At 75.7% G+C, this 21,903-nt stretch carries 18 protein-coding genes and 1 pseudogene; 9 read left to right on the forward strand and 10 right to left on the reverse strand.

The features are described 5' to 3' along the window. Positions 1-8: 8 nt before the first annotated feature. The 4 genes from EYB28_RS14320 to EYB28_RS14335 all read left to right on the forward strand — a co-directional run bounded on the left by EYB28_RS14320 (position 9) and on the right by EYB28_RS14335 (position 5,072). Positions 9-1,457 carry an MFS transporter gene (locus tag EYB28_RS14320; protein WP_166849160.1) on the forward strand — a complete coding sequence of 483 codons (1,449 nt, stop codon included), beginning with the start codon at positions 9-11 and terminating at the stop codon, positions 1,455-1,457. Further along, positions 1,454-3,016 (forward strand): aminotransferase class V-fold PLP-dependent enzyme, encoded by a 1,563-nt coding sequence (locus tag EYB28_RS14325; RefSeq protein WP_240930570.1) that lies wholly within the window; start codon positions 1,454-1,456, stop codon positions 3,014-3,016. Before EYB28_RS14320 ends, EYB28_RS14325 begins: the two co-directional genes overlap by 4 nt. A 28-nt stretch (positions 3,017-3,044) precedes the next feature. After that, positions 3,045-4,184, forward strand: a complete 1,140-nt coding sequence (locus EYB28_RS14330) for a PLP-dependent aspartate aminotransferase family protein (RefSeq protein WP_166849162.1) — start codon at positions 3,045-3,047, stop codon at positions 4,182-4,184. A 120-nt stretch (positions 4,185-4,304) separates the two neighbouring features. Further along, positions 4,305-5,072: a hypothetical protein gene (locus EYB28_RS14335; RefSeq protein ID WP_166849164.1), complete on the forward strand. Its 768-nt coding sequence runs from the start codon at positions 4,305-4,307 to the stop codon at positions 5,070-5,072. Positions 5,073-5,091: 19 nt separating this feature from the next. Here EYB28_RS14335 and EYB28_RS14340 read toward each other — a convergent pair whose 3' ends face one another. From EYB28_RS14340 to murA, 3 genes are read right to left on the reverse strand one after another with little or no spacing between them, the layout of a single operon-like run. Further along, positions 5,092-6,093, reverse strand: coding sequence for an NAD(P)H-dependent glycerol-3-phosphate dehydrogenase (locus tag EYB28_RS14340; protein WP_166852454.1), 1,002 nt, complete (start codon positions 6,091-6,093; stop codon positions 5,092-5,094). A 59-nt stretch (positions 6,094-6,152) separates the two neighbouring features. Beyond that, positions 6,153-6,908 (reverse strand): 1-acyl-sn-glycerol-3-phosphate acyltransferase, encoded by a 756-nt coding sequence (locus EYB28_RS14345; RefSeq protein WP_240930571.1) that lies wholly within the window; start codon positions 6,906-6,908, stop codon positions 6,153-6,155. A 60-nt stretch (positions 6,909-6,968) separates the two neighbouring features. Beyond that, on the reverse strand, positions 6,969-8,285 hold the full coding sequence (murA, locus tag EYB28_RS14350) for a UDP-N-acetylglucosamine 1-carboxyvinyltransferase (RefSeq protein WP_166849166.1): 1,317 nt from the start codon (positions 8,283-8,285) through the stop codon (positions 6,969-6,971). A gap of 308 nt (positions 8,286-8,593) precedes the next feature. On the opposite strand from murA, the gene EYB28_RS14355 reads away from it, so the two are divergent. Then, positions 8,594-9,946, forward strand: a complete 1,353-nt coding sequence (locus tag EYB28_RS14355; protein ID WP_166849168.1) for an MFS transporter — start codon at positions 8,594-8,596, stop codon at positions 9,944-9,946. Here EYB28_RS14355 and EYB28_RS14360 read toward each other — a convergent pair. Continuing rightward, on the reverse strand, positions 9,924-11,621 hold the full coding sequence (locus tag EYB28_RS14360; protein ID WP_166849170.1) for a DHA2 family efflux MFS transporter permease subunit: 1,698 nt from the start codon (positions 11,619-11,621) through the stop codon (positions 9,924-9,926). The two genes, EYB28_RS14355 and EYB28_RS14360, sit on opposite strands and share 23 nt — an antisense overlap. 55 nt (positions 11,622-11,676) lie before the next feature. After that, positions 11,677-12,849: a MarP family serine protease gene (locus EYB28_RS14365; protein ID WP_166849171.1), complete on the reverse strand. Its 1,173-nt coding sequence runs from the start codon at positions 12,847-12,849 to the stop codon at positions 11,677-11,679. 291 nt (positions 12,850-13,140) lie between these two features. Between EYB28_RS14365 and EYB28_RS14370 the strand changes: the two genes are divergently transcribed. Continuing rightward, the gene (locus EYB28_RS14370; protein WP_166849173.1) at positions 13,141-13,800 is read left to right on the forward strand and encodes a hypothetical protein; all 660 of its coding nucleotides are present in this window, start codon (positions 13,141-13,143) and stop codon (positions 13,798-13,800) included. Positions 13,801-13,813: 13 nt separating this feature from the next. Here the strand turns inward: EYB28_RS14370 and EYB28_RS14375 are convergent, their stop codons facing one another. After that, positions 13,814-14,755, reverse strand: a complete 942-nt coding sequence (locus tag EYB28_RS14375) for a YafY family protein (RefSeq protein WP_166849175.1) — start codon at positions 14,753-14,755, stop codon at positions 13,814-13,816. 103 nt (positions 14,756-14,858) lie between these two features. Here EYB28_RS14375 and EYB28_RS14380 point away from each other — a divergent pair, with 103 nt between their 5' ends. Further along, positions 14,859-15,272, forward strand: a complete 414-nt coding sequence (locus EYB28_RS14380) for a VOC family protein (protein WP_166849177.1) — start codon at positions 14,859-14,861, stop codon at positions 15,270-15,272. On the opposite strand, the gene EYB28_RS14385 is transcribed toward EYB28_RS14380, so the two are convergent. The 3 genes and pseudogenes from EYB28_RS14385 to EYB28_RS14395 form a co-directional block, all read right to left on the reverse strand. Further along, positions 15,269-15,439, reverse strand: a complete 171-nt coding sequence (locus EYB28_RS14385; RefSeq protein WP_166849179.1) for a zinc-binding dehydrogenase — start codon at positions 15,437-15,439, stop codon at positions 15,269-15,271. The genes EYB28_RS14380 and EYB28_RS14385 overlap by 4 nt on opposite strands. 94 nt (positions 15,440-15,533) lie before the next feature. After that, positions 15,534-16,232 (reverse strand): annotated as a pseudogene (locus tag EYB28_RS20625) (NAD(P)-dependent alcohol dehydrogenase); the annotation flags it as partial. Between the two features lie 50 nt (positions 16,233-16,282). Further along, positions 16,283-16,924: a TetR/AcrR family transcriptional regulator gene (locus EYB28_RS14395; RefSeq protein ID WP_166849181.1), complete on the reverse strand. Its 642-nt coding sequence runs from the start codon at positions 16,922-16,924 to the stop codon at positions 16,283-16,285. A 59-nt stretch (positions 16,925-16,983) separates the two neighbouring features. On the opposite strand from EYB28_RS14395, the gene EYB28_RS14400 reads away from it, so the two are divergent. Both EYB28_RS14400 and EYB28_RS14405 read left to right on the forward strand, forming a co-directional pair. After that, positions 16,984-18,003 carry an epimerase gene (locus EYB28_RS14400; RefSeq protein ID WP_166849183.1) on the forward strand — a complete coding sequence of 340 codons (1,020 nt, stop codon included), beginning with the start codon at positions 16,984-16,986 and terminating at the stop codon, positions 18,001-18,003. A gap of 60 nt (positions 18,004-18,063) precedes the next feature. Then, positions 18,064-18,843 (forward strand): DUF899 family protein, encoded by a 780-nt coding sequence (locus EYB28_RS14405; protein WP_166849185.1) that lies wholly within the window; start codon positions 18,064-18,066, stop codon positions 18,841-18,843. Between the two features lie 18 nt (positions 18,844-18,861). Here the strand turns inward: EYB28_RS14405 and EYB28_RS20505 are convergent, their stop codons facing one another. After that, the gene (locus EYB28_RS20505; protein WP_166849187.1) at positions 18,862-21,870 is read right to left on the reverse strand and encodes an AAA family ATPase; all 3,009 of its coding nucleotides are present in this window, start codon (positions 21,868-21,870) and stop codon (positions 18,862-18,864) included. Positions 21,871-21,903: the final 33 nt, after the last annotated feature.

A 21,903-nucleotide genomic window follows, 5' to 3' on the forward strand; every position in this document is an offset into this window, starting at 1 on the left:
TCCCGGGCATGGCTCTGACCACGGGCACCGTCGCCCGCTACGCGGTCGGCTCGGTCGGCACGGGCGGCTTCGCCACGCTGCCGGGGCTGGTGCTGGTCTTCTACCTCACGGACACGCTCGGCGTCGCGGCGGCGGTGGCCGGGCTGCTGGTGACGGGCGCGAAGGTGTGGGACGTCGTCGTCGACCCGGTGATCGGCGCGGCGAGCGACCGCGAGCGCGCCACGACGGGGCGCCGTCGCCGCCTGATGACGGTCGGCGGGCTGGCGCTGCCGGTGTTCTTCACGCTGACATTCGCCGTGCCGCCGGCCCTGTCCCCGGCCGGGGCCGCCGCGTGGGTGCTGGTCGCGTTCCTGCTGGCGGCCACGGCGTTCAGCCTGTTCCAGGTGCCGTACATCGCGCTGCCGGCGGAGATCGCCGGCACCTACGACGCCCGCACGCGGCTGCTGACGGCGCGGGTGGTGGTGCTGACGGCCGCCATCCTGCTGTTCGGCGGGGGCGGGCCGGCGCTGCGCGAGCTGGGCGGCGACGACGAGCGGCTCGGCTACCTGCTCATGGCGGTCGTCGCGTCGCTGGTGCTCGGCGCGGCGCTGCTCGTGGCCACGACGGCGGACCGCTCGCCGGGCGGACCACCGCCGCGCCCCGCCGTGGCACCCGAGGACCGCACGCCGCCGGCGCGCCGCCTCCTGGCGCACTACCGCCGGGCCGCGGCGCTGCTGCGCACGAGCGTCCCGTTCCGCACGCTGCTGACGGCGTTCGTGCTGCAGGCGCTGGCGACCGGCGTGATGCTGGCGGCGGCGCAGTACGTGGCGACGTGGGTGCTGCACAGCACGCCCGCGGTGACGTTCCTGTTCGCGGCGCTCGTGGGCCCGGCGCTCGTCGTCGCGCCCCTGTGGGGGCGGCTGGCGCGGCGCGTCGGCAAGGAGCGGGCCTTCGCGGCCGCGTCGGTCCTGTTCGTGGCCGCCGCCGCGCTGCTGGTCCCGCTGGTGTGGGCGCCGGGCTCGTGGGTCTACCTGCCCGTGGGCCTGGCGGGCGCCGCGTACGCCGGCATGCAGTCGCTGCCGATGGCGATGCTGCCCGACGTCGTCGCGCACGACGCGCGCCGCCACGGCGTCGACCGCGCCGGCGCGTTCGGCGGGGCGTGGACGGCCGGCGAGACGACGGGGCTGGCGCTCGGCACGACGGTGCTCACCGCGGTGCTCGCCGCCACCGGGTACGTCGAGTCCAGCGGGGCCGAGGCGGTCACCCAGCCGACGACGGCGGTCGCCGGCATCGTGGTCGCCTTCAGCCTGCTGCCCGCCGCCCTGGTCGCCGCGAGCCTCCTCGCGCTGCGGCGGTACCCGCTGCGCCGCTCCGACATCGACGACGCGACCGCCGACCGCCCGGCACGGCATCCCGGGAGCGGCCCGGCCGCTCCCCCGCGCCCCACCCCGCCCGACCGTCCCCAGGAGATCCCGTGACCGACCCGACCCCCGCCACCACCGACCCCGCCGCGCCCCGCGTCGCGGGGCTGCAGCTCGCCGAGGCGCCCGAGGCCGTGCTGGCGGCGCTCGCCGCGCGACGTCGGGGCGACGCGCCGACCCACGGCGGCCGGGTGCTGAGCTACGTGTACGACCCGGGCGTCCCCGCGCTGGACGACCTCGCCGCGGACGCCGTGCGCGCCATGCAGCCCGTCAACGGGCTCGACCCGACGACGTTCGGGTCGGTCGCCGCGCTGGAGCGCGACGTCGTCGCGTTCGCGCGCGACCTGCTGGGCGGCGACGAGGACACCGTCGGCACCGTCACCAGCGGCGGGACCGAGAGCTGCCTGCTCGCGGTCCAGTCGGCCCGCGACACGTGGCTCGCCGCGCGGGGCCTCGCCCCCGGGCAGGCCCGCCCCCGGCTGGTCGCGCCCGTGACCGTGCACGCGGCATTCCGCAAGGCCGCGCACCTGTACGGGCTGCGGCTCGACCTGGTGCCGGTGACGCCGTCGGGTGCCGTCGCCGCCGACGTGCTCGCGGCGCGCGTCGACGACGGCGCGGACGACGTCGCGCTCGTCGTCGTGTCGGCGCCGTCGTACCCGCACGCGGCGCTCGACCCCGTGGCCGAGGTGGCGCGCCGTGCCGCCGACGCCGGCGTGCCCGTGCACGTGGACGCCTGCATCGGCGGGTTCGCGCTGCCGTTCTGGCCCGACCTGCCGGACTGGGACCTGCGGGTGCCCGGCGTGACGAGCCTCAGCGCGGACCTGCACAAGTACGCCTTCGCCCCGAAGGGCGCGTCGGTGCTGCTGCACCGCGACCGCGACCGGCAGCGCGCCCAGTACTTCGCCACCACCCGCTGGCCGGGCTACCCGGTCGTGAACCCGACCCTGCTGGGCTCGCGCTCGGGCGGGCCGCTGGCCGCTGCGTGGGCGATCCTGCGGGCGCTCGGGCGCGACGGGCTGGGCGTGCTGGCCGGCCGTGCCCGCGAGGCGACGCTCGCGCTGCGCGCGGCCGTCGGCGGGATCGAGGGCCTGCGCGTGGTCGGCGACCCGGCGGGCCCGCTCCTCGCCGTGGCGGCGGACGACGACGCGGCGCCCGAGCGCCGCGTCGACCCGCACCGGTGGGCGGACGCGGCCGCGGAGCGCGGGTGGGTCCTCCAGGCGCAGCCCGGCCTCGACCAGGACGGGTCCGTCCGGCTGCCGCACACCACGCACCTCACCGTGACCCCCGTCACGGCCGACGTGCTCGACGACCTGGTGCCGGCGCTCGTCGCCGCGGCCGACGACGTGCGGGGCGTGCCGCGGCCCGACGTCTCGGCGGTGCTCGGTGCGCTGCCGCTGCTCGACGCGGACGCCCCGCTCGACTCGGCGGCGGCCGCGTCGCTGCTGGGCGCCGTCGGGCTGGACGTCGCCGGCACCGGGGACGACCCTGAGGACGGCGGCGCTCCGGGCGTCGGTCCGATGGCGCCGCTGCTCGCCCTCACCGAGGAGCTGCCGGCCCCGCTGGTCGAGCGGCTGCTGGTCGAGCTGCTGGCCCGGCTCGTGGAGCCGCGCTCCTGACGCCGGCCGGCCGTCGTACCCTGCGGCCATGACGCACGACCCGCACGCAGCGCTCTCCCCCGACACCCTCGCCGTCACCGCCGGGCGCCCCGCCCGCGTCCAGGGCGGCCCGGTCAACCCTCCGGTGGTGCTGAGCTCCACCTACGTCTCCGAGGGCGTCCCGGCCCCGGGCGAGCTGCTGTACGCGCGGGGCGGCACGGAGACGTGGGTGCCGTTCGAGGAGGCCCTGGCCGCCCTGGAGGGCGGCGGGCACGGCATCGTCTTCGGCTCGGGCATCGCGGCGATCGCGGCCACCCTCGGCGACGTGCCCGACGGCGGTGCCGTGGTGGTGCCTCGCCACGCCTACCAGGTCTCGCTCGGCTACCTGGACGACATGGCCGCCCGGCACGGCGTCGAGGTGCGGCGCGTGGACGTCGCGGACACCGAGCAGGTCGTCGCCGCGCTGGACGGCGCGGACCTGCTCCTGGCCGAGTCGCCCACCAACCCGATGCTCGAGGTCGCGGACCTGCCAGCGATCCTCGCCGCCGCCCGCGAGCGGGGCGTGCGCTCGGTCGTGGACAACACGTTCGCGACGCCGCTGGGCCAGCAGCCGCTCGCCCTGGGCGCCGACCTGGTCGTGCACTCGGTGACCAAGTACCTGGCCGGCCACTCGGACGTCGTCCTCGGCGCCGTGGTGACGAACGACCCGGAGCTCGCGGCCTCGGTGCGGGCCTACCGCACGCTGCACGGCGCCGTCGCCGGGCCGCTGGAGGTGTTCCTCGCGCTGCGCGGCCTGCGCACGCTGCACCTGCGGACCGAGCGCGCGAACGCGAACGCCGCCGAGCTGGCGCGCCGCCTGGCCGAGCACCCGGCGGTGGCCGAGGTGCGCCACCCCTCGCTGCCGTCCGACCCGGGCCACGAGCGCGCCACGCGGCTCATGCACTCCTACGGCGCCGTGCTGGGCCTGCGGGCGCACGGCGGGGTCGCGGCCGCCGACGCCGTCGTGGCCGCGCTGCGGCTCTGGGTGCCCGCGACGTCGCTCGGCGGCGTGGAGTCGACCCTGGAGCGGCGCCGCCGGTTCACGACCGAGTCCGTCACCGTGCCCGAGGACCTGCTGCGGATGTCCGTCGGCGTCGAGGACGTCGAGGACCTGTGGGCGGACCTCGACCAGGCGCTCTCCCGCGCCTGACCGCCGGTAGGCCGGATCGTGGCCGGCCCGTAACCGTGTCGCGATGCGGCCGCCGCCGTCGCGTGCCTACCGTCGAGAAGGGCACCGCCGTGGGAGCGGTGCACGACGGAGGGATCGGCCATGACCGCCGCACGCAGGGCGCGGGGCGCCGCCGTGGTGGCCGCCGGGCTGGCCGTGGCCGGCCTGGCGGCGTGCGACGGCGGGCCGGAGCTGCCCGGGTACGGCGGCGGCGCACCGACCACCCAGGAGGAGTCGAGCCCCACCCCGACGGACGGGGACACGGACGACGACCGTCACATGGACGACGAGGACATGGGCGACGGCGACCACATGGACGACGAGGACATGGGCGACGGCGACCACATGGACGACGGTCACGGGGACGACGGCACCGGCGACGACGACCCGTCCGGCGACACGCCGTTCCGGGCGGACGACCGCCCCGACACCGGACGGGCGAGCGGGGACGCGGCGCTGGTTATCACGGACGTCCGGGTGGGCGCCCACGACGGCTACGACCGGGTCGTCCTCGACCTCGGCGGGACCGGCAGCCCGGGGTGGCGCGTCGAGTACGTGGACCGGGCGACGGACGACGGCAGCGGCGAGCCCGTCGACGTCGACGGCGACGAAGTGCTGCAGGTCCGCCTCTCCGGGATGGCGCTGCCCTCCGACGTCTCCGGCGTGGCCGAGTACGACGGTGGGCGGGTGGAACCGGACGGCACCGAGGCCGTCGAGGAGGTCGTGTACCGGTTCTGGTTCGAGGGGTACACGACGATTTTCATCGGTGTCGACGACCCGACCGACGGCGCCCGCCGTCCCGCGTTCCGCGTGTTCGCGCTGGACGACCCGGCGCGCGTCGTCGTCGACGTCCGCACGACGGGCCCCTGACGCGGCCCGGGACAGCGGCTCAGGCGCCGACGCCCTCGGCCTTCTGCGGCCGCGACAGGAGCTCGCGCGCCATCTCCTCCACCGGCAGGCCGTCGTAGAGGACGGACACGACGCCCGCGGTGATCGGCATGTCGACGCCGTGCTTGCCCGCCAGGTCGAGCACGGACTTGCAGGACTTCGCGCCCTCCGCGGTGGTGCCCGTGGCCTCGACCGCCTCGTCGAGCGTCATGCCCTCGCCGACGTGCCGCCCCAGGGTGTTGTTGCGCGACAGCGGGGACGTGCAGGTCGCCACCAGGTCGCCCATGCCCGCCAGCCCGGAGAACGTCTCGGCCGAGGCGCCCAGCGCCAGGCCGAGGCGCGTGATCTCCACCAGCCCGCGCGTGATGACGGTCGCGGTGGTGTTGGAGCCGAAACCGCGGCCCTGCGCCATGCCGACGGCGAGCGCGATGACGTTCTTCACGGCCCCGCACAGCTCCACGCCGACCACGTCGTCGTTCGTGTAGGGGCGGAAGTAGGAGCTCGCGCACGCCTCGGCGACGAACCGGGCGACGCCGGGGTCGGTGCAGGCCACGACGGTCGCCGTCGGCTGCCTCTCGGCGATCTCCTTGGCGAGGTTCGGCCCGGAGACGACCGCCACCCGGGACAGCGGCACGTCGAGCGCCTCGACGATGACCTGGCTCATCCGCTCGTCGGTGCCGAGCTCCACGCCCTTCATCAGCGACACGATCACGGCGTCCGGCTCGACCAGGTCACGCAGGTCGCGCAGCGTGGCGCGGGCGACCTGGGAGGGCACCGCGACGACGACGACCTGCGCGCCGGCGAGCGCCTCGGCGGCGTCCGTGGTGCCGGTCATGGGCGGCAGCTCGACGCCGGGCAGGTACCGGGTGTTGCCGCGCCGGTGGGTGACCTCGTCGGCGACGTCGGCGTTGCGGCCCCACAGCCGCACCTCGCACCCGGCGTCGGCGAGGACCATCGCGAAGGTGGTCCCCCACGAGCCGGAGCCCAGCACGGCGGCGCGCACCGGCGCACCCCCGCTCGTCGGGGTCTCGGGCGAGGCGGTCGGGGCGGTGGGGGTCGTGCTCACGGGCGCTCCACGGGAGGGTAGGTCGTTCGCTTGGCCTCGTACTCGGGGTGCTTGCGCAGGTCGAAGCGGGCCGCGGGGGCCTGCTCGCCGCGGACGTCGGCCAGCAGGGCCGTGATCGCGTCCATGACGCGGTTCGTCGCCTCGCGCAGCACCTGGGTGTCGACGGGGCGGTCGTACAGGTCGGACAGGTCGACGGGCGGGCCGGCCACCATCGTCACCCGCTTGCGCGGGAACGGCCGCAGCAGCTTCCCGTAGCGGGGCAGCACGCGGTGCGCACCCCACTGGGCGATCGGCACCACCGGCAGCCGGCTGGCCAGCGCCATCCGCGCCATCCCCGTCTTGGCCTCCATGGGCCACAGGTCGGGGTCCCGCGTGAGCGTCCCCTCGGGGAGGATCGTCACGCAGGCGCCGTCTCCGAGCTGCGCCGCCGCGTCCTCGAGCGACCGGCCGGCCGCGGCCGTGCCACGGTCGACGGGGATCATCCGGGTCGCGCGCAGAACGGAGCCGACGAGCGGGGCGGTGAACAGACCGCGCTTGGCCATGATCCTCGGCTCGTACCCGTGGTCGAACAGGTAGTGGGCGAGGGTGACCGCGTCGAACTCCGTCACGTGGTTCGCGGCGGCGATGAACCCCCCGGAGCGGGGGAAGTTCTCGCTCCCGCGCCAGTCGTAGCGGATCATCGAGAACATCAGGGGCCGCACGATCCGCGCGACGGCGCGGTAGCCGCGGGAGTCTGGTCGGGCGATGGGCACGGAGCCTGAGCCTACCTGCCGCCGGCCACCCCTCGTGCCCCGGAGGGCCCGTGCGACCTCCTAGTCACGACTGACGTCGGCCCCCAGGGCGACCAGCTTGTCCTGGAACGCCTCGTACCCGCGGTCGATGAGGCTGATGCCGCGCACGGTCGACGTGCCCTTGGCCGCGAGCGCCGCGATGAGGTGCGAGAACCCGCCGCGCAGGTCCGGCACCTCGATGTCGGCCGCCGCGAGCGGCGTCGGGCCGGAGACCACGGCGGAGTGCTTGAAGTTCCGCTGCCCGAAGCGGCAGTCGCGCCCGCCGAGGCACTCCTTGTAGACCTGGATGGTGGAGCCCATCTTGCGCAGCGCGTCGGTGAAGCCGAAGCGGTTCTCGTAGACGGTCTCGTGGACGATCGACAGGCCCTTGGCCTGGGTGAGCGCAACGACCAGCGGCTGCTGCCAGTCGGTCATGAAGCCGGGGTGCACGTCGGTCTCGAGCACGATGGACCGCAGGTCTCCGCCGGGGTGCCAGAACCGGATGCCGTCGTCCTGCACGTCGAAGCGGCCGCCGACCTTCCGGAACGTGTTGAGGAAGGTCATCATCTCGGGCTGGGTGGCGCCCTTGATCATCACGTCGCCGCCGGTGGCCAGCGCGGCGGACGCCCACGACGCCGTCTCGATGCGGTCGCCGAGGGCGGTGTGCGCGTAGCCCTCGAGCCGGTCCACGCCCTCGATGCGGATCACCCGGTCGGTGTCGACGGAGATGATGGCGCCCATCTTCTGCAGCACCGCGATGAGGTCCATGATCTCGGGCTCGATCGCGGCGCCGGACAGCTCGGTGATGCCCTCGGCGCGCACGGCGGTGAGCAGCGTCTGCTCGGTGGCGCCGACGGACGGGTACGGCAGGGCGATCTTGGTGCCCTGCAGGCGGCGCGGCGCGCGCAGCTGGATGCCGTTGGGGAGCTTGTCCACGACGGCGCCGAACTGGCGAAGGATGTCGAGGTGGTAGTTGATCGGCCGGTCACCGATGCGGCAGCCGCCGAGGTCCGGGATGAAGGCCTCGCCCAGGCGGTGCAGCAGCGGCCCGCAGAACAGGATCGGGATGCGGCTGGAGCCGGCGTGCGCGTCGATGTCGGCGACGTGCGCGGACTCCACGTTCGACGGGTCGAGGTCGAGGATCCCGGCGTCCGGGTCGGACTTGACCGTCACCCCGTGCAGCTCGAGCAGCCCGGTGACGACGGCCACGTCGCGGATCTGCGGCACGTTCCGCAGCACGCTCGGCGACTCCCCCAGCAGGGAGGCCACCATCGCCTTGGAGACGAAGTTCTTCGCCCCGCGCACCGTGATGGTGCCCTCGAGCGGCGTCCCGCCGTTGACGTACAGCAGATCGTTCATGTCCTCGCGTCGTCCCTCCTGCGGATGGCAGTGTCGTCTCGGCGGCACGCACACGCGTCCCCGTCCCGGCCTCCCGGTCGGACCGGTGCGGTCCGCCGCGGGCGCCTGTCGCGGTGCGTCCCACCTCGGGACCGTCGCGGCGTCGTCGATCCTGCCCCGCCCGGCCCGCCGGTGCCAACACGCGCCACCGTCGCGATATTCACGTTCACCACACCTTCACGCCGCCCGCACCCCGGGAGCCGCAGGACACGCGCCCACATCCCGAGATGCGGGATCAGCATGCGGGACGCCGTCCTAGCCTCGACCGCATGACCACCGCACCATCCCCTCGCGTCGACACCACCGGCGCCCCGCCGTCGAACTCGCGCGGCCGCGTCATCGTCGCGTCGCTCATCGGCACCTCGATCGAGTTCTACGACTTCTACGCCTACGCCACCGCCGCATCGCTCGTCTTCCCCGCGCTGTTCTTCCCGAACCAGGACGGCACGACGGCGCTGCTCGCCTCGTTCGCCGCCTTCGGTGTGGCGTTCATCGCCCGCCCCCTGGGCTCGGTGCTTTTCGGGCACTTCGGCGACCGCGTCGGCCGCAAGACGACGCTCGTCGCGTCACTGCTCACCATGGGGATCGCCACGGTCGTCATCGGCGTCATCCCGGCGGCCACGACGCCCGGCTGGGCCGTGCTCGCCCCGCTCGTGCTCGTGCTGTGCCGGTTCTGCCAGGGCCTCGGTCTGGGCGGGGAGTGGAGCGGCGCCGCGCTGCTCGCGACGGAGAACGCGCCCGCCGGCAGGCGTGCCGTCTGGGGCACGTTCCCCCAGCTCGGCGCCCCGATCGGCTTCATCCTGGCGAACCTGGTCTTCATCGGGCTGTCGAGCACGCTGACCGCCGAGCAGTTCGCCGCCTGGGGCTGGCGCGTGCCGTTCCTCGCCAGCGCCGTGCTCGTGATCATCGGCCTGTGGGTGCGCCTGAAGCTCATCGAGACGCCCGCGTTCACCAAGGTCGTCGAGGCACAGGCCGTGGCCAAGGTGCCGGTCGCCCGCGTGTTCCGCACGTCGTGGCGCAAGATCGTCTCGGGCACGTTCATCATGCTCGCGACGTACGTGCTGTTCTACCTGATGACCACGTTCACGCTGAACTACGGCATCGCGCCCACGGACGCCTCCCCGGCCGGCCTGGGCTACGAGAAGATCGACTACCTGTGGATGCTCATCGTGGGCGTGGTCTTCTTCGGGATCTTCACGCTCGTGTCGGGCCCGCTGGCGGAGCGGTTCGGCCGCCGCGCCCACCTGCTCGTCGTCACGGCCGCGATCGCCGTCTTCGGCCTGCTGTTCGTCCCGCTGTTCGCCGCCGGCACCGTGGGCGTCATGACGCTGCTGATCCTGGGCTTCACCCTCATGGGGCTGACGTTCGGGCCCATGGCCGCGATGCTGCCGGAGCTCTTCCCCGCCAACGTGCGGTACACGGGCTCTGCCGTCGCGTACAACCTGTCGTCGATCCTCGGCGCCGCGGTCGCCCCGTTCATCGCGGTGTGGCTGTGGGACGCCGCCGACTCCCCCGTGCTCGTGGGCGTGTACCTGGCCGTCATGGCCGCGATCACGTTCGTCGCGCTCCTGGCCGAGAAGGAGACCAAGGGCGTGGAGTTCACGGACGACGTCGGCCGCTGATCCCCCGCGCCTCCTCGCCGGCCGGCGTCCCGGACGGCGAGGAGGCGTGCTCGTGGTGCGGGGACCGCGACATGGCCGCCGCGCACACGACGCCGACCAGCAGCACCGCGCCGACCAGGAGCAGGGTCTGGGCCGCCGCGTCGGCGAAGCCCGCGGCGAAGGCCTGCCGCGCCGCCGCCGCGACCTGGTCGGCGACCTCGGGCGGGACCCCGTCGGGCAGCGGCACGGAGCCGACCGCCGTCGAGCCCAGGTCCCCGCTCGCGGCGGCGACGCCGTCGACGAACGGGCCGCGGACCTGGTCCGGCAGCCCCGACGCGACATCCTCGGCGGCTGCGGGGACGGTCACGCCCAGCCGCGCGGAGAGCGTCGCGACCACCACCGCCGAGCCGATCACGCCGCCCACCTGCCGATTCGTGTTGAACGCCCCGGCGCCGGCGCCTGCCGTCCGGGCGTCGAGCCCCGACGTCGCCAGGTTGGACAGCGGGGAGAACGTCAGGCCGGTGCCGACGCCGAACAGGGCCATCGGCCACAGCAGCACCCACGGCGAGAGCCCCGGCGCGAGGACGGCGGCGATCCACGCCACCGCCCCGGCGATGGCGGCGAGCCCCGCCGCCACCACCCACTTGCCGGGGACCCGGTCCGACAGCCGGCCCGCGAACGGGGCCACCACGCCCGAGACCAGCGACCCCGGCACCATGACGAGCGCCGCCCGGATCGGGGTCAGCCCGAGCACGGACTGCAGGTAGATCGTCAGCGGGAAGAAGATGCCGATCATGGCGAACGTCACGACCATGCCGTCGACGTTGGCCAGCGAGAAGTTGCGTGAGCGGAACAGCCGCAGCGGGAGCAGCGCGCGGGCACCCTGGCGGTGCTGCCACCAGACGAAGACCCCGAGGATGACGAGCCCCGTCCCGATCGTCGACCAGACGGTCAGCGGGCCCCAGATCCGTCCCCAGTCGAAGTTCTCCCCCTCCTGGAGCCCGAACACGACCGCCCCGAGCCCGGCCACGGACAGCACCACGCCGGGCACGTCGAGCGTCGTGCCGTGCGAGGGCAGGTGCGGCAGCCGGGAGGTCGCGAACCACAGCGCCGCCACGCCGACGGGGATGTTGACGTAGAAGATCCATTCCCAGCCGACCGTCTCCACGAAGAGCCCGCCGAGCAGCGGGCCGGCGATGGTGGCCACGCCCGCCGTCGCGCCCCACAGGCCGAGCGCGGCGCCGCGCTGCGACGCGGGGAACACGCGCGTGATCATCGACATCGTCTGGGGCGTCATGAGCGCCGCCCCGACGCCCTGCAGCCCGCGGAACGCGATGAGCCAGCCGATCTCCGGGCTCGGTCCGATGTTTCCGGAGAACCCGCACAGGAACGAGAACGCCGTGAACACGACCAGGCCCGCGACGAACACGGCCTTGGGTCCGTACCGGTCCCCGAGGCGCCCCGCGAGCAGCATCAGCACCGCGTACGACAGCAGGTAGGCGCTGTTCACCCAGCCGACCTCGATGAGCGACGCCGAGAACGTGCGCGTCAGCGTCGGGATGGCGATGTTCACGATCGTGGTGTCGACCATGATCATGAAGAAGCCGAGGATCAGCGGCGGCAGCACGCTCCACGCGGAGCGTCCCTGCAGGTCGACGAGGGGCGTGACCGGAGCGCTACCGGCAGGGGTGGGCATGCGCTCAGAGTGGCAGAGGCTACCGACACCCGCGCGGCGGGCGCCGGCACGCGTCTCAGGCGGAGCAACGGCCGGGGGTGACGGCGTCCGTCAGGTCGGGCGCCTGCGCCACCACGGGCATCAGCTCGCGGGTGGTCACGCCGTAGGCGACGTCCGGGTCCGTCGCCGACTTGGCGAAGATCACCCCGACCACCTCGCCGCCGGTGGACAGCAGCGGCCCGCCCGAGTTCCCGGGGTGGACGTCGGCGGCGAGCGCATAGATGTCCCGTTCGGTCGGGCCGGTGCCGTCGGAGGCCGCCGTGCGCACCTCCCCGACATCGAGCACCTCGCCGCCGACCGACGTGAACGGGCCACCGAAGGGGTAGCCCTGGACGACGGCGGCGTCCCCCGGCACGAGCGACGGCGCGACCGTCAGCGGATCGGCGTCCAGCCCGTCGACGGCGACGACGGCGAGGTCGGCCTCCGGGTCGTAGTAGACGACGCGACCCTCCTGCGCGGCCCGCCCGGGCAGCGCGACGAGGGGGCGTTCGACGCCGGCGACGACGTGCGCGTTGGTGACCACCCGGTCCGGGGCCGCGACGAATCCCGACCCCGTCGTTCCCGTCCCGCACGCGTACGCCGTGCCCCACACCTGGGCGACCGACCGCGCCGACGCCTCCAGCACGGGGTCCGCGAGATCGACCTCGGGGGCCGTCCCCCCGCGCCGTGCGTCCAGCAGCGCGTCGATCCGCGGCAGGCCGTCGTCGATGACCGCGGCACGCGCCTGCGCCATCGCCCGCCGCACCGGCGCCGGGGTGTGCTCGGCGATGGTGCGCACGACCGCCGAGGACGAGACCGCCGGGGCCAGACCGGGCGCGCCGAGGGCCGTGATCGTCGTCGCGACGAACGACAGCGCCAGCGCGGCCACCAGCAGGTTCGCGACCCCGCCGAGGAGGCGGTCGAGCGGGCGCAGCGGCGTCCGGTCGACCTGCTGGCCGACCCGGTGCCCCAGCCCCGCCCCCAGCGAGGCGCCGAGGAGCGGGAGCCCGAGCGCGAGGAGCAGCGTGGTCGGGCCCCGCCACTGCGCGCTGGGCAGGGCGTCGACGACGACGGGCACCGCCACGAAGGCCGCCACACCGCCGACGACGAGCCCCACGAGCCCACCCACGGTGGCCAGCAGCCCGCGGGCCAGCCCGGCCGCGAGCGCGGCGGCCAGGAACGCGACGAGCACGATGTCGAGCGGTGTCACCGGCGAGCTCCCGGGTCCGGACGGCAGGGCAGGTGCACGCTACGCGACCTGGCTGGGTGTTCGCCGGGAACGGCGCTCGCACGGCCACTGTCGGAGCCTCTGGGCTATGCTCGACAGCGGGCGGCCGCGCTCCGCCCGACCTCCGGTCCGGCGCTCGCGCCGCCGGGACCACCGCGGTGGTGGAGGCAGAGGGGACCTCGAGTGCTCGGCGTGGGTCAGGACACCGTGTTCTCGGGTGCCCTGCCGACGGGCGCGGGCCGCGGGCGGAGCGCCGTGAGCACAGGAGTCCTCATGACCACGCAGGAGAAGTTCAAGAAGCGCGTCCGTGCCCGCATGGCCCGCACCGGGGAGAGGTACGGCGCCGCGCGTCGCTCCCTCCTCGCCACGGCCCCGGACCAGGCCTGGGTCTCGCAGCCCGACGTCGCGGACGACAAGATCCGCGAGAGCACCGGTCGCGGCTGGGACGAATGGGTCGCGGTGATCGACGCCGGCCCCGGGCGCGATGCGGGCCACACGGCCATCGCGGCCTGGGTCGGCGAGCACCCCGGCGTCTCCGGGTGGTGGGCGCAGAGCGTCACCGTCGGCTACGAGCGCATCACCGGCCTGCGCGTGCCCGGGCAGCGCCCCGACGGCACGTTCAGCGTCAGCCGGTCCCGGACGCTCGGCCTCGACGGCGACGAGCTGCGCGCGCTGCTCCTCGACGACGACGCGCGGGCCGACCTCGTGCCCGGGCTGCACCTGACGCCGCGCTCGCGGCCGGGCACCCGGAGTCCCCGGTTCGCCGTCGCCGACGACGACGGCCCGCGCGGCACGCTGCTCGTCTCGCTCGACGCCGTGGACGACGGGCGGCTCAAGGTCACCGCGACGCACGAGCGGATCGCCTCCGCCGCGGAGGCCGAGCAGTGGAAGTCGTACTGGGCCGAGTGGCTGGCGGCACTCGCCGAGTCCTGAGGGGCGCCGGCGGTCAGTCGCCGTACCGCGCGGCGAGCTCGGCCCCGATCCGGGCGAGCTCGCCGCGCACCTCCACCGGCCCGAGGACCTCCGCCTGCGCGCCCCACCCCGCGAGGTGCCGTGCGACGTCCAGCGGCGTCGGGGCGGCGACCCGCACCCGGGCCCGCCCGTCTTCCTCCCCCTCGACCATCGTGTGGCGGCCGAACTGCGTGCGCAGCACCCCGACGTGCTCCGCGTCGACGAGCACCGTCGCCCACGTCGCCGAGCGGCGCACCTCCACCTCGCCCACGACGCGGTCCCACTCGGCCCGCAGGTCGAGGTCGTCGGGCACCGCGGCCGTCTCGTCGGTCACCTGCAGCACGCTGATGCGGTCCACGCGGAACGTCCGCGGGCCGCGCGGCGTCCCGGCGATCAGGTACCAGACGCCGCCCTTGTCGACGAGGCCGAAGGGGTCGACCGTGCGCCGGGAGGACCGGCCGGTCGCGCCCGTGTAGTCGAGTCGGACACGGCGGCGCTCGACGACGGCCCTCTGCAGGGCGTCGACCTCCGGCGGTCGCGTCCGGTCGGCGGCGCTCCAGGCCTTGCGATCCACGACGACGGCGGCCGCGGCGGCCTCCGCCTCGGCACGGAACGTGGCGGGCAGGGCCCGGACGAGCTTGCGCAGCGCGGCCCGCGCATCGTCGGACGACGCCGACCCCGGGCCGGCGAGGAGGAACAGAGCCCGGGCCTCCGGCGCGGTGAGGCCGCTGAGGTCGGTGCGCGCCCCGCCGAGCAGCGACCAGCCGCCGCCGCGGCCGGGCTGCGGGTACACGGGCACGCCCGCGGCGGACAGCGCCTCGAGGTCGCGCCGCGCCGTCGCGACCGAGACCTCGAGCGCCTCCGCGAGCTCGGCCGCGGTCACACGCGGGCGCGACTGCAGGTGGAGCAGGACCTGGATGAGCCGGTCGGCGCGCATGTCCCGAGGGTGCCACGAAAAGTGGTCAGGAGGTGAGCACTTTGGCCGGGAGAGTGGTCCTCGACGGGATCCCCCGCCGAGACCACCTCCCCGAGGAGCCACCATGCTGCGCGGACTGACCACCATCACCTACCTCGCCGACGACGTCGCGAAGGCTCGCGACTGGTACGCCGAGGTGCTGGGTACCGACGCGTACTTCGCCCGCGAGGTCGACGGCGCCCTCGCCTACGCCGAGTTCCGGCTGGGCGACTACCAGCACGAGCTCGGGATCATGGACCAGCGCTTCGCTCCCCCGCAGCCCGACGGCGCCTCCGGGGCGATCGCGTACTGGGCGGTCGACGACGTCCGGGCGTCCTTCGCCCGCCTGCTGGAGCTCGGCGCCACCGCGTACCAGGCGCCGGTCGAGCGCGGGCCGGGGTTCGTCACCGCGTCCGTCGTCGACCCGTTCGGCAACGTCCTCGGCGTCATGGAGAACGCGCACTACCGCGACGTCCTGGCGGGGCTCACGGGGGCCTAGGAGCGCACCTCGACGACGATCTTGCCGCTGTTGGCCCCGGCGGCCAGCCGTGCGAACGCGGCGGGGGCGTCCCGCAGCGGCACGACGGTGTCGACGGCGGGAGCGACGGCCCCAGCGGTCACCAGGGCGGTGACCTCGGCCAGGTCGGCGGCCGACTGGGGCACCATCAGCATCCCCACGTGCCGGCCCGTCGCCCGGCCGACGACCGGACCGACCGACCGTCAGCATCGCGAGCAGCAGGTCGGTGCGGCCCCCGACCATCTGGTAGCGGCCGCCGGGGCGCAGCGCCCGGTGCACCCGCCACGGGGGCCGCCGCGCGACGAGGTCCACGACGAGGTCGTAGCGGTCGCGGTGGTCGGCCCAGTCCTCGTGCTCGAAGGCGACCGTGCGGTCCGCGCCGAGCCCGCGCAGGTACTCGGCCTTGTCCGCGCGGTCCACGGCCGTGACCTCGGCGCCCCGGTGCCGCGCGAGGCCGACGAGGAAGGCACCACCGGCGCCACCGGCGCCGTTGACCAGCACGCTGTCGCCCGGGTGGACGCCGCGCGTGGCCCGCAGGGCGATACAGCCGGACTGCGGGATCGCGGCAGCCTCCGTGAAGGACAGGGCGGGAGGTTTGCGCACGAGGTTCGTCGTGGGCGTCGCCACGAGCTCGGCCAGGCCGCCCCGGTACCCGGGCAGCTCGCCGAAGACCTCGTCGCCCACCGCGACGCCGGTCACGCCACTCCCGGTCGCCACGACGACGCCGGCGACGTCGGACCCGGGCACCGGGTTCCGGGGCCGTCGCAGCCCGGCGACCCGGGCGTAGGACGGCCGGCCCGCGAGGTTCTCGCGGTCCGAGCCGTTCAGCGAGACGGCGCGCACCTCGATCAGCACCTGGTCGTCAGCCGGCACCGGCTCGGGCAGCTCGCCGACCCGCACGACGTCGGGCGGCCCGTAGGTCTCCTGGATGACGGCGCGCACGGGACCTCCGTTCGTCGCGACGCGGACGAACCTATCGCAGGATGTCGCCGTCAGCGGGCGCGCCGCCCGGGAAGACGCATCGTGAGCAGGCCCGCCCGGGGCGCGAGGCGCCCGGCCAGGTCGAGCACGCCCTCGGTGCGCGCACCGTCCGGGTCGATGACGGAGAACAGGTTCGCCCCGAGGTAGAACGTGATGGCGGCGTTCGCCACCTCGCGCGCCGGCACCAGCCGGGCGAGCGGGGTGCCTCCGACGACGCGCTCCCACTGCTCGGCGACGAACGCGACCCAGACCTCGGCCCGGGAGCTGATCTCCGCCCGCAGCGAGGGCTTCGTGACGGCCGCCGCGACGAGCTCGCTGAACGTCGCGAGGTAGCCCTGCTCGACGTCGGTGCGGTAGATCGTCGCGGCCGCGGCCGTCAGCTCCTCCAGCGTCCGGGCGCGGGCGGCGGTCGCGCGGTGCGTCTCGAGCCGCACCGCGCTGGCCCGGTCGAGCGCGGCCAGGAGCAGCGGGTCCACGCCGCCGAAGTGGTAGAAGACCAGCGCCGAGTTGACCCCGGCGGCCGCCGCGACGGTCCGCGCCGACGTCCCGGCGTACCCACGCTCGCGCAGCACCTGGTCGGCGGCGTCCAGCAGCCGCCGCCGCGTCTCGTCCGCGCTCCTGCCGCGCCCGCTCCCCCGTTCCGCTTCCGCCATGGCGCGATCCTATGCTTTGATCGAACGACTTAATCAGTCGATCAACTATGGAGCACGCGATGGCCCCCTCCCCCGCCCCGACCGGGCCACGACGCGCCGTCGTCGCCGGCTGGACCGGCTTTCTCGGCCGGGCCGTCGTCGACGACCTGCGGCGACGCGGGTACGACGTCGCCCTGGCCGGCCGGCGGGGCCCCGACGCCCGCTGGTCCGACGGCGCCGACACGCTGACCCGCCTGATCGACGGCGCGGAGCTGCTGGTGAACCTCGCCGGCAAGAACGTCGGGTGCCGGTACACCGACGCGAACCGGGACGAGATCCTGCGCTCGCGTGTCGCGACCACGCGGGCGCTGCACGACGCCGTGACCGCCGCCGCGCACCCGCCCCGGCTGTGGCTCAACGCGAGCACGGCGACGATCTACCGGTACGCGCTCGACCGGCCCCAGACGGAGGACGACGGCGAGCTCGGGAGCGGATTCTCCGTCGACGTCGCCCGGGCCTGGGAGGACGCGTTCCTCGCGGGCGACCTGCCGGGGACGCGCCGGGTGGCGCTGCGCATGGCGATCGTGCTCGGCGGGCCCGCGTCGGACCTGCTCGCCCGGGTGGCGCGCCTCGGCGTGGGCGGGCCGCAGCTCGACGGGTGGTGGCCGCAGCACGGCCGCTACCGCGGCATCGGCGCACACCCCACGGGCGGCCCGGTGCCGGTGCACCGCAGCGGCGGACGGCAGATGTTCTCGTGGATCCACGTGGACGACGTGCTCCGCGCGGTGCGCTTCCTCGACGAAGACGCGGACCTCGCCGGACCGGTCAACCTCGCCGCGCCGCGGCCCGTCGACAACCGCACGCTCATGCGCGAGCTGCGGCGCGCAGTCCGCATGCCCGTCGGCGTCCCCGCCCCGCGCTGGCTGCTCGAGCCCGCCCTGTGGGTGCTCCGCAACGAGTCCGAGCTGCTCCTCAAGAGCCGGTGGGTGCTGCCCGGCAGGCTCGCCGGCGCCGGGTTCGCCTTCCGCTGGCCGGACCTGGCCCCGGCGCTCGACGACGTCGCCGCAGGACGTCGACGGCAGCTGTCGCCACGGCGATGAGTCCCGGCCCTCCGCGCCGTCGGTAGGGGCAGGCACGCACCCGAGGCACCGGAGGCCACCGTGACCGACACGTCCACCACGACCGCCCTCCCGGACCGGCCGTCCGTCGTCGACCGCGCGGCCTGGCAGGCCGCGCGCGACGACCTGCTGGTCCGCGAGAAGGCCCACACCCGCGCGGGCGACGCCCTCGCCGCGGCCCGCCGCCGGCTGCCGATGACGGAGGTCGACGCCGGGGCTCTGGTCGTCGGCGCCGACGGACCCGTCCCCTTCGTCGACCTGTTCGCCGGGCGCGACGAGCTCGTGGTCTACCAGCACATGTGGCACGACGGCCAGCCGGTGGAGAACCAGTGCCCCGGCTGCACGACGAACGCCTGGCACGTCCAGCGGTCCGCGCCGTACCTCGCCGCGCGCGGCGTGTCGTTCGCGATGCTCACCGAGGGCCCGTGGGACGAGGTCGCCCCGTTCCTGGAGTTCATGGGGTACACGGAGCCCTGGTACTCGGTGCGCGGCCTGGGCGGCGCCGTCGCCGAGGAGATGGGCCACCTCGCCTGCTACCTGCGCGACGGCGACCGGGTGTACCTCACCTACCGGACGACGGGACGCGGCAACGAGCCGGCCGCCGGCATCTTCGGGCTGCTCGACATGACGCCCTACGGGCGTGGCGAGGCGTGGGAGGACGTCCCCGACGGCTGGCCCGAGGGCCGCGACTCCTGCTGGTACTGGAGCATCGACGCCGAGGGCGCGCCGACCTGGGGGCCCACCGGCCGGCCCACTCCCCAGTGGACCCGGCCCGGCGCGACCCTCGTCGTGCCGCGCGAGAGCCACGGCCACCACCACTGAGTCCCGGCCGGCGGCCCGTCATCCGGACTCGGGGACACCGAGCCGCAGCTCGGCGCGCGCGACGTGGACGACCTGCCGCGCCTGGTCGTCGTCCGCCGCCGCGGCGGACGTCTCGGCGCGCGCGAGCAGCACGGCGGCGTCGTCCCGCTCACCGGTGCGGGCACGCACCTGGGCGAGCGCCGCGAGCGCGTACGGAAGGCACCAGGTGTTCTCCCACTCGGCGGCGGAGACCGCCGCTTCCGCGAGCGTGCGCGCGCGCTCGACGTCGTCGCGCAGCAGGAAGAGCTCGGCCAGGTTCGCCCGCTCGAACGCGGCGGACGTCTGGTCACCGGAGCGCAGCACGAGGTCGAGGGCTCGCTCCCCGTACGCCACGGCGTCCGCCGGCCGGTCGCCCCGTCGCGCGTTCTCGCGCAGCATGGACAGCACGGCCCCGAGCAGGTTCGGGTCGCCGTAGGCCTCCGCCGGCGCGAGCGCCCGGTCACCCGCGGCCCGAGCGTCCTCGAGCCGTCCGGCCAGGCCGAGGTTGCTCGCCAGGGTGGCGTGAGCGCGGGCCACGAGCCCGTGCCCGGCGGTGCCCGGGACCTCGCGGGCCGCGACGAGCGCCCGCCGGGCGGCGGCGCACCCCTCGTCGTAGCGCCCGCGCGTCCGGAGCACGCCCGCCCAGGCGAGGTCGTGGCTCGCCGTCGCCTCGGGCGTCGTCCCCGCCGACGCCGGGTGGGCGCGCAGGGCCTCGGCGGCGGACTCGGGTTCCCCCGCACGCAGCAGGCTCTCGGCCAGGCGCGCCGCCACCAGCACGCCCTCGACGCGCTCGCCGCGCCGGTCGAGCTCCCCGAGCGCGACCTGCAGCGTGGCGACCGCCTCGGCGTACCGGCCCATCCGGTGCAGCACCTGCCCGTGCGCGACGCGGGCGCGGGCGGCGTCGACGTCGAGCCGGTCCACCAGGTCGCGGTAGTACCGGTCGGCGGCGTCGTTGGCGTACACGGCGGCGGCACGCTCGGCGGCCCGGCGCAGGAAGTCGGCGGCCCGGGGGTCGTCGGCGCGGGTGAGGTGGGAGGCGAGCGCGTCGACGGCGTCGGGGCGCCGCCGGAGCACCGTCTCGGCGACGACGGCGTGCAGCTGGCGGCGGCGGACGGCGCTCAGCTGCTCGTAGCAGGTCGTGCGCACCACCGGGTGCCGGAACGCCAGGCCGGGCTCGTCGCGGCCCGCGACGACCACCGACCGCTCCTCCACCAGGGATGCGGCAATGGCGCGCTCGACGGCGTTCGTCGCGGCGGCGCCGGCGACCGGCGGATCGAACGCCTCCCGCGCGACGTCGAGCAGCTCCGCCGTCGCCGCCTCCCCGCCCACGACGGACAACGCCTCGACGACCCGTCGGGCGTCGGGGTCGAGCCGGGTGAGCCGGACGGCCACGGCCTGCCGGACCCCGCCCGGGGCCACGTCACGTGGCGCCCCGTCGACGAGGTCGTGGGCGAGCTCGAGCGCGAACAGCGGGTTGCCGCGGGAGAGCTCCCACGCGTGCCGCAGGGAGTCCGAGCGACCCGCGGGGGCGGGCACGGCCGCCCGCACCATCGCCAGGCACGCCTCCCGGTCCAGGCCGTCGAGCGGTTCGTCGCGGCACAGCCCCTGGCGCGTCAACGAGGCGAGGACGCCACGGCGCGGGTCGTCGTCGGGCACCTCCTCCGCACGGTAGGTGGCGAGGAGGCGCAGGTCCGCGCCACGGTCGACAGCGTGCCGAGCGAGGTGCCCGACCAGCCGGAAGGTGTCGGCGTCCGCGGCGTGCAGGTCGTCCAGGACGAGCAGCACCGGCTGCCGGGCCGCGAGCGCCCCGAGCACGAGGGCTCCGGCGCGGAACAGGCGGTCGCGCTCCTCCTCGGGGGTGTGCTCCCCCTCCTCGCGCACCTGGCCGAGCGAGGGCAGCAGGGCGGCGAGCTCCGGGTACTCCGCCCCGACGTCAGCGCGCTCGTCCGCGGAGGCCCCCGCGAACCACCGGTCCAGCGCCTCCGCGAGCATCCCGTACGGAGCGCCGGTGTCCGAGCCCGCGCCCCACAGGACGGCGGTGCCGGACGACGACATCCGGGCCGCGACCTCGGCCGCCAGCCGGGTCTTGCCGACCCCCGCCTCGCCGGTGAGCAGCACGACCGGGGGCGCTCCCGGGTCGAGCAGCCGCGCGAGCACGTCGTCGCGGCCGTGCAGCGGTGCCGCCGCCGCGGCCCGCGCCGGGGCGGGCAGGTCGGGCGCCGCGGGAACCCGCGCCGGCGCCTCGGCCAGCGCCGCGGCGTGCAGCCGCTCGATCTCCGGGCCGGGCCGCACGCCCAGCTCGCTTTCCACGGCGCGGCGGCACCGGTGGTACAGGGTGATCGCCCGCCGTCGCAGCCCCTGGCGCAGGGCAGCCTCGATCAGGATCCGGTGGGCGGTCTCGTCGGCGGGGCTGTCGGACAGGATCTGCTCGGCCAGCGCCACTGCGTCCCGGGTCGCTCCCTCGGCCAGCCGCACCGCTGCCAGCCGTCGCCGCAGCCGGTCGCGCAGCGTCTCGACGCCGGTGCGCCGCGTCTCGGTCCACGGCTCGTACCGGTCCTCCGGGAGGAGGGGGCCGGTGAACAGCGCGCACGCCGCGTCCAGCTCGGCGGCGCCGTCACCGGCGAGGGCCGCGCGTGCGGCCTCCTCGGCGTGGTCGACGTCGATCCAGACGGTCCCCGGGTCGAGCGCGAGCATCGACCCGTCCGCCACCAGGTACGACGACGCGGCCCGCGGCGCCAGCTCGGGTTCCAGCGCCCGCCGCGCCGCGTGCAGCGCGACCCGCAGGCTGCCCTGCGCGGCCTGCGGGTCGGCCTCCGGCCAGCAGGTGTCCATCACCTGCTCACGGTGCAGCCGGTGCCCGGGCGTGACCGCCAGCAGCTTGACCACCGCCCGCGCGCTCGGCCGCGACCAGCGCTCCGGGGGCGTGGGACCGCCGTCCCGGACGGCGCGGAACCCGTCCAGGAGGTACAGGCGCAGCAGCGGCGCCCGTGAGTCGTGCCGGTCGTCCATGAGGGCGCCAGCCTAGACGAATCGAACATGCGC

Source organism: Isoptericola sp. BMS4, assembly GCF_011634835.1.
Classification (GTDB): Bacteria; Actinomycetota; Actinomycetes; order Actinomycetales; family Cellulomonadaceae; genus Isoptericola.